Source organism: Chimaeribacter californicus, from assembly GCF_002858675.1.
Lineage (GTDB): Bacteria > Pseudomonadota > Gammaproteobacteria > Enterobacterales > Enterobacteriaceae > Chimaeribacter > Chimaeribacter californicus.
In genome coordinates this window covers 1-382 of sequence record NZ_PJZF01000114.1, presented here as the reverse complement: position 1 = coordinate 382, position 382 = coordinate 1, and the positions used below count along the sequence as shown (strand labels likewise).

1 protein-coding gene is annotated in these 382 nt (G+C 53.9%); it reads left to right on the top strand.

Annotated elements, in window-relative coordinates; translation table 11 throughout:
* Positions 1-197 precede the first annotated feature (197 nt).
* A partial coding sequence (locus CYR55_RS23165; RefSeq protein ID WP_146001058.1) for a helix-turn-helix domain-containing protein occupies positions 198-382 on the top strand: 185 nt, incomplete at its 3' end.

Genomic DNA, 382 nt, shown 5'->3' with positions numbered 1-382 from the left:
GGCCGCCTGGCGATTATTCCCGCAATCAAATATGCACGGCTAAGACAGTGGCTGAGTTGTTTTGTTTGGTAAAAAAACCGCAAAATACAGGCGGTCAAATTTTGGTGAAGAGATGATCTGGCCCGTCCAGTGCGGCACGCTTGCCTATTTCTCATTTACGGGATAGATTCTCATAATTGAGAAAAAGAGAGCGTTTTATGGACGATAACCAGGATCGCCTGCTGGCACAACGGCTGGTGCAATTACGTACCGCCCGGCAATGGTCGCTTGACCAGCTCGCCCAGCAGACCGGCATCAGCCGGGCAACCTTGTCACGTATTGAACGGGCGGAAACCAGCCCGACCGCCGCCTTGCTCGGCAAGCTGGCGCAGGTGTTCGGCAT